The 6,769-nt window shown below is 71.3% G+C and carries 7 protein-coding genes; all 7 read right to left on the bottom strand.

Annotated features, from left to right (window positions below; all coding sequences use genetic code 11):
• Positions 1-76 precede the first annotated feature (76 nt).
• The gene (locus tag H5J30_RS13075) at positions 77-889 is read right to left on the bottom strand and encodes an ABC transporter ATP-binding protein (RefSeq protein ID WP_181787604.1); all 813 of its coding nucleotides are present in this window, start codon (positions 887-889) and stop codon (positions 77-79) included.
• Complete coding sequence (locus H5J30_RS13080) at positions 876-1,784, bottom strand: ABC transporter permease (RefSeq protein ID WP_181787609.1); 909 nt, start codon at positions 1,782-1,784, stop codon at positions 876-878. The genes H5J30_RS13075 and H5J30_RS13080 overlap by 14 nt, the downstream gene beginning before the upstream one ends.
• A 58-nt stretch (positions 1,785-1,842) precedes the next feature.
• Positions 1,843-2,766, bottom strand: coding sequence for a glycosyltransferase family 2 protein (locus tag H5J30_RS13085; RefSeq protein WP_181787605.1), 924 nt, complete (start codon positions 2,764-2,766; stop codon positions 1,843-1,845).
• Between the two features lie 5 nt (positions 2,767-2,771).
• On the bottom strand, positions 2,772-3,551 hold the full coding sequence (locus H5J30_RS13090) for a CDP-alcohol phosphatidyltransferase family protein (protein WP_181787606.1): 780 nt from the start codon (positions 3,549-3,551) through the stop codon (positions 2,772-2,774).
• Positions 3,529-4,593 (bottom strand): iron-containing alcohol dehydrogenase family protein, encoded by a 1,065-nt coding sequence (locus H5J30_RS13095; protein ID WP_018838711.1) that lies wholly within the window; start codon positions 4,591-4,593, stop codon positions 3,529-3,531. Before H5J30_RS13095 ends, H5J30_RS13090 begins: the two co-directional genes overlap by 23 nt.
• The gene (locus H5J30_RS13100; RefSeq protein WP_181787607.1) at positions 4,581-5,318 is read right to left on the bottom strand and encodes a phosphocholine cytidylyltransferase family protein; all 738 of its coding nucleotides are present in this window, start codon (positions 5,316-5,318) and stop codon (positions 4,581-4,583) included. The genes H5J30_RS13095 and H5J30_RS13100 overlap by 13 nt, the downstream gene beginning before the upstream one ends.
• Positions 5,315-6,769 (bottom strand): DUF5941 domain-containing protein (locus H5J30_RS13105; RefSeq protein ID WP_181787608.1); only part of this gene is annotated, 1,455 nt, incomplete at its 5' end. The genes H5J30_RS13105 and H5J30_RS13100, both read right to left, overlap by 4 nt.

Genomic DNA, 6,769 nt, shown 5'->3' on the forward strand with positions numbered 1-6,769 from the left:
GGGGTGTGAGGGCCCGGAACGTACGACAAGGGCCCCGCCGCGGCATGCGGCGGGGCCCTTCGGCGCGTACGTGCGGCTACCGCTTCGAGAACTCCTGATACTCCTTCAGCACGTCGTCCGTCAGCCCGTCCATCACCAACTCGCCCTTCTCCAGCCACAGCACCCGGTCGCAGGTGTCGCGGATGGACTTGTTGGTGTGGCTGACGAGGAACACCGTGCCGGCCTCCTTGCGCAGCTCGCGCAGCCGGGCCTCCGAGCGCTTGCGGAACCGCAGGTCGCCGGTGGCCAGGGCCTCGTCGATCATCAGCACCTCGTGGTCCTTGGCCGCGGCGATGGAGAACCGCAGCCGCGCCGCCATGCCGGAGGAGTACGTCCGCATGGGCAGGGTGATGAAGTCGCCCTTCTCGTTTATGCCGGAGAAGTCGACGATGCTCTGGTACCGCTCGCGGATCTGCTCGCGGGTCATGCCCATCGCCAGCCCGCCGAGCATCACGTTCCGCTCGCCCGTCAGGTCGTTCATCAGCGCCGCGTTGACGCCGAGGAGCGAGGGCTGGCCGTTGGTGTACACCGTGCCGCTGTGCGCGGGCAGCACGCCGGCGATGGCCTTCAGCAGCGTCGACTTGCCGGAGCCGTTGGAGCCGATCAGGCCGATGGCCTGGCCGCGGTACGCCGTGAAGCTCACCCCGCGCACCGCGTGCACCTCGCGCACCCGGCTCCCCCGCTCCCGGCGCAGGATCCGGGTCAGGGCGGCGGAGCCGCTGCCCTTCCCGCGGGCCCCGCCCAGCACCCGGTACACGATGTGCACGTCGTCCGCGATGACCGTCGGGATCCGCCCCTCGCCGGGCGTGTCGGTCTCGGCGCGGCTCGTCGGATGTTCAGCCACGGCCATATCGCTCCTCAGCTTTCCAGAAGAACACGAACCCGAACGCGCCGACCACGACGGCCCAGCCCAGTGCCAGCAGCCAGACGAAGGGGGGCAGGTTGCTGTCGGGGAAGTCGCCCATCAGGGCGTAGCGCATCAGGTCCATGTATACAGCGGCCGGGTTCATCGCCACCGTGTCGGCCACCCACGTGGGCGCGTTCGCCCGCTCCATCATGTGGTAGAGCGGGAACATCACACCCGAGGCGTACATCCAGGTGCGCAGGATGAACGGCATGAGCTGGGCCAGGTCGGGCGTGTCGCTGCCGAGGCGGGCGAAGACCATCGCCAGGCCGGTGTTGAAGACGTACTGCAGCGCGAGGACCGGCACGACCAGCAGCCACGTCCACCGCGGGTAGAACCCGAAGGACAGCAGGAACGCCACCATGACGATCATCGAGTAGAGCAGCTGCTGCAGTTGCTGCAGCGAGAACGAGATCGGCAGCGCCGCGCGGGGGAAGTGCAGGGCCCGCACCAGCCCGAGGTTGCCCGAGATCGAGCGCACCCCGGACATCACCGACTGCTGCGTGAACGTCCACACGAACACCCCGGTGACCAGGAACGGGATGTACTCGCCGGTCGTCATGTTGCCGCGGCCGCCCAGCAGCAGGCCGAAGATGAAGAAGAAGACCGTGGCGTTCAGCAGCGGTGTCAGCACCTGCCACAGCTGGCCCAGCTTCGCCTTGCTGTACTGCGCGGTGAGCTTGGCGCGCGAGAAGGTCATGATGAAGTGGCGGCGCGCCCAGAGCTGCCGCACGTATTCGGGCAGACCGGGGCGCGCGCCGCTCACCGAGAGGCCGTACTTGGCGGCCAGCTCGGCCGGGGACAGCCCGTCGTCGGGATGGCGCTTGGGCGGAGCGCCCACTGCCGTTTCGCTCACAGTCGGTAACTTTCGTCCTCAGACACTCAACGGTACGAGCTTGTCAGATCACGGGCGGTCGTCCCAGCCGGGTCAGCCGCCACACCGTACGCCACTTCATGGGCGAGCGCGGCCCGCACGGTGCGCGCCAGCCCTCCCGGAAGCCTACGAGCCATGATTTCAGCACAGCCGGCGAGGGGCTGCGTGCCACTGTGAGAAGGAACCAGACACCGAGATAGACCGGGACGAGCGGCGCGGGCAGGTTCCGGCGGGCCAGCCAGACGCGGTTGCGGGCCACGTTGTGGTGGTACGTGGCATGCCTGCTGGGCGGCATCGTCGGGTGGTGCAGGACCATGTCGGCGCGGTAGTCGATGTGCCAGCCGGCATCCAGCGCGCGCCAGGCGAGGTCGGTCTCCTCATGGGCGTAGAAGAAGTCGTCCGGCAGCCCGCCGACCTCCTGGAACACCGCCGTGCGCACGGCGTTGGCGCCGCCGAGGAACGTGGTGACGCGGGAGGAGCGCATCGGGTCGGACGCGCGCAGCCGGGGCACGTGCCGGCGCTGCGTGACCCCGGTCTCGGGGTCGGCGATGCGGAAGCTGACGATGCCCAGGCGCGGGTCCGCGGCGAACGCCTCGCGCACCAGCCGGGCCGTGTCCTGTTGTGGCAGAAGACCGTCGTCGTCGAGGAAGAGCAGCACGTCGACGTCGCGGCCGCCGTCGCCGAACGCCTCGATGCCGACGTTGCGCCCGCCGGGGATGCCGAGGTTCTCGGGCAGCTCCACGACCCGTACGCCCTGCGGGATGTTGGGCACGGTCACGCCCTGGGCGACGACGACCACCTCGACCGGCGCGCCGTCCTGCTTGGCGACCGACTCCAGCAGCGCGCGCAGCTCCTCGGGGCGCTGGCCCATCGTGATCACGACGGCGCCGACCCGGATGTCCTCCGGGCGCTCGGCCGCCTGCTGCCGGGGCTGGTGTTCATATGTCATTCGGCTCACCGCAACCTACTGGAGGCCAGAATGCTGACCAGGTGAAGGAGGGTCTGCAGCATCGCTATCGCGGCGAGTACGGCGACACCGAGCCGGGAGAAGTACAGATCCCCCTTGATCAGGTCGAGGATCGCCAGCAGGAGGATGACGAGTGACGCCTCGATCCCCAGGATCAGCCGGTGGAACTGCAGCGCGGAGGCCGCCTTGCGGGCCACGGCGACCCCCGACGAGCGCGGCTCGGCCGCGGACTCCTTGACCGGCGGCAGGCCCTGCTGGTGGCGGGCGACGCCGACGAGGTCGGTCTCCGCCTTGATCAGCACGGCGCCCAGCGCGGCGAGCGTGCCGAGGAAGGCCCAGAGCCAGTCGACGGAGCCCTCGCCCCACGGGTCGGCGGCGCGCAGGCCGAAGCCCACGAGCACCGCCGCGTCGCACAGGTACGCGCCGACCCGGTCGAGGTACACCCCGCCGATGGAGAACTGCTGCTTCCAGCGGGCGACCTCCCCGTCGACGCAGTCGAGCAGCAGGTACAGCTGGACCATCAGCACGCCCAGCAGGGCTCCGGTGATCCCGGGGACGAGCAGCGCCGGGGCGGCCAGGACGCCGGCGAGGGTCATGACGTACGTCAGTTGGTTGGGCGTCACGCGGGTGTTCACCAGGTGCCGGTCCACGCGCAGCGAGATCTCGCGCATGTACAGGCGGCCGGCCCAGTGTTCTCCGCTGCGCCGGTCCTTCACCCCCGCGGGGTGGACCACGGGCCGTAGCTCAGCTACCGATGGCTTTGGCATAGTCGGCGTAGGCGTCTCTGATCTGGTCGGTGGACAGGTCGAGGTGTTCGAGGATCGTGTACCGGCCGGGCCGGGTCTGGGGTGCGAACTCGATGGCCTTCACGAACTCGTCGTCCGCGAAGCCGATGTCGTCGGCCAGCACGGGCAGCCCGTGCCGGCGCAGCACCTGCGCCATCAGCAGCGCCGTCTCCCGGTCGCCGCGCAGGAACGTGGCGAAGGTCCCGCCGATGCCGCACTGCTCGCCGTGGAGCGCGCAGCGCTTCGGGTAGAGCAGGTCGAAGGCGTGGCTGATCTCGTGGCACGCGCCGGACGCCGGGCGGCTGTCGCCGGCCACCGACATCGCGATGCCGCAGAGCACCAGCGCCTCGGCGAGGATGACGAGGAAGTCGTCGTCGCCGATCCCGCCGGGGTGGCGCAGCACCGAGTCGCCGGCGCTGCGGGCCATCGCGGCGGCCAGCCCGTCGATGGGCTCGCCGGTCTCGCGGTGGGACAGCTCCCAGTCGGCGACGGCCGACAGCTTGCACGTCACGTCGCCGATGCCGGCGCGGACGAAGCGCGGCGGGGCCTCGCGGATGACGTCGAGGTCGATGACGATCGCGATGGGGTTGGGCACGCCGTACGAGCCGCGCCCCGCGTCGTTGTCGAGCGTGGAGACCGGCGAGCAGAGGCCGTCGTTGGCGAGGTTGGTGGCCACGGCGACCATCGGCAGGCCGACGCGCGCCGCGGCGTACTTCGCGGAGTCGATGACCTTGCCGCCGCCGAGGCCGACGACGGCGTCGTAGCGGCCGGTGCTCTTGATGGAGTCGGCGAGCCGCACGGCGCCGTCGATGGTGCCGTCGGCGTCGGCGAACCAGTCGGCGCCGGGCAGCGCCGGCGCGAAGCGGTCGCGCAGCGCCTGCCCGGAGCGCGGGCTGATGGCGAACGCAAGCCGGCCCGACGGCGCGACACGCTGGTCGGAGAGGAGGTCCGCGAGGTCGTCCAGTGCCCCGGCCCGGATGTCGACCGTCAGCGGCGACGGGATCAGGCGGGTCAGTACCGGCACGCGATCTCCCTGCCCTTGGCGAGGTCGTCGTGGTTGTCGATCTCGACCCAGGCGATGTCGCCGATGGGTGCGACGTCGATCTTGAAGCCGCGGTTGACCAGCTCCTGGTAGCCGTCCTCGTAGTAGAGGTCGGGGTCGCGCTCGAAGGTGGTCTTCAGCGCGTCGGCCAGCTCGTCCGCGGCGGAGCCCTCGATGAGGGTGACGCCGATGTACTCGCCGGTGGCCTCGGCCGGGTCCATCAGCTTGGTGATCTTCTGGACGCCCTTGTCGGGGTCGGCGACGACCTTCATCTCCTCGTCGGCGAGCTGCTTGACCGTGTCGAGGGCGAGGATGATCTTCTTGCCGTCGCCGCGGGCGGCCAGCAGGGTCTTCTCGACGGAGACGGGGTGGACGGTGTCGCCGTTGGCGAGGATCACGTCGTGCCGGACCGAGTCCCGGCCGCACCACAGGGAGTAGGCGTTGTTCCACTCCTCTGCCTTGTCGTTGTCGATCAGGGTGAGCTTCAGCCCGTACGTGCGCTCCAGTGCCTCCTTCCGCTCGTACACGGCCTCCTTGCGGTAGCCGACGATGATCGCCGCCTCGGTGAGCCCGATCTCGGCGAAGTTGCCGAGGGTGAGGTCGAGGACGGTGGTCTCGCCGTCGACGGGCACCAGGGCCTTCGGCAGGGTGTCGGTGTAGGGGCGCAGACGCCGTCCGGCGCCGGCCGCCAGCACGAGGCCGATCATGCGGGTTCTCCTGTTTCGTCGTGTACGGCGGGGGCTCCGGAGGAGACCCAGAAGCGGATGCTCTCGGTGAGCACCACCAGCGCCACGGCCACGGCGATGGCCGCGAGCGCGAACGTGAAGCGCGTGCCGGTCAGCAGGGCTGCCGCCAGCGTGACCGCCAGCGCCCGTCCCTCGTGCCCGCCGATCGCCCGCACCAGGCGGCGCGGGGGCGCACCCGTGCCGCCGCGGATGCGGTACACGGTGTCGTAGTGATGGTAGGCGACCGCGGCCACCAGTCCGAAAGCCGCAGGAAGCGCTCCGTTCACCTCGGAGCGGGCCGCGAGCACCAGGACGAGGCCGTACTCGGCGGCCCGGAAGACCGGCGGCACGAGCCAGTCCAGCGGGCCTGCCAGCGGCCGGGCGACGGCGAGTGCCGAGGTCAGGACGTAGCCGACCGCGCCTATGAGGGGCCACCAGCTGCCGTACGGGGTGAGGAGCGCCAGCAGCACGAGGAGCGCGCCGCCGGCGGCGGCGAGGGCGGGTGCGGCGTACGGGGGCAGGGAGCGCGCGGGGGCGCGCAGGGAGCGGGCGGCGGCCTCGGCGAGCGGGCCGGTGTCGGTCAGCTCGTCCAGGGCCCTCAGGGCCTGCTCGCTGCGCGGGACGCGGCGTTTGAGGGAGCGCAGCACCCGGCCCGCGGTGGTGTACGAGGCGGCGAGCCCCATGCCGACGAGCAGCACGACGAAGACGACGCGCGGGGTGGTGACGGCGGTGAGGACGGCGATCAGCGCCCACCGCTCGCCGATCGGCAGCACCACCATGCGGCGCAGCCACACGGTCCAGCCGAGCCGGTCGAGCCGGTCGGAGAGTGCGAAGGCGGGGCTGTTGCCGTCCTCCGCGGCCCTGCCGGCATGGGCGGTACCCCCGGCCGCGGCGGCGGCGGGGGCGATGGACTCGTTGAAGGCGAAGTCCACTACGTGCCGGCAGATCTGCAGCACCATGGCGCCCAGCGCGAGGGCCCACACGTCGTCGCCGTCGGCGTTGGCGGCGCCGAGGGCGAGGCCCGCGAAGTAGGCGTACTCCTTGGCGCGGTCGAAGGTGGCGTCGAGCCAGGCGCCCATCGTGGAGTACTGGAGCGAGTAGCGGGCGAGCTGCCCGTCGGTGCAGTCCAGCACGAAGGAGAGCAGCAGCAGCACGCCCGCGGCGACGAAGCCGGCGCGGGTGCCCGTGGCCGCGCAGCCCGCCGCGAGCACCGCGGTGGCCAGGGAGGCGGTGGTGACCTGGTTCGGAGTGAGGCCGCGGTTCGCGCACCAGCGGGCGAGGTAGCGCGAGTAGGGGCTGATGAAGAAGGTGGTGAAGAACCCGTCGCGGCTCTTCACGGCGGCGCGCAGCCGGGCCTTCTCCTCGTCCACGGCGGCGACCGCGTCCGTCGCCTTCGCCCGGGCCAGGGCGTCCTCGGGCACGGCCGCCACCAG

It is taken from the genome of Streptomyces phytophilus (assembly GCF_013870535.1).
Taxonomy (GTDB): Bacteria; Actinomycetota; Actinomycetes; order Streptomycetales; family Streptomycetaceae; genus Streptomyces; species Streptomyces phytophilus.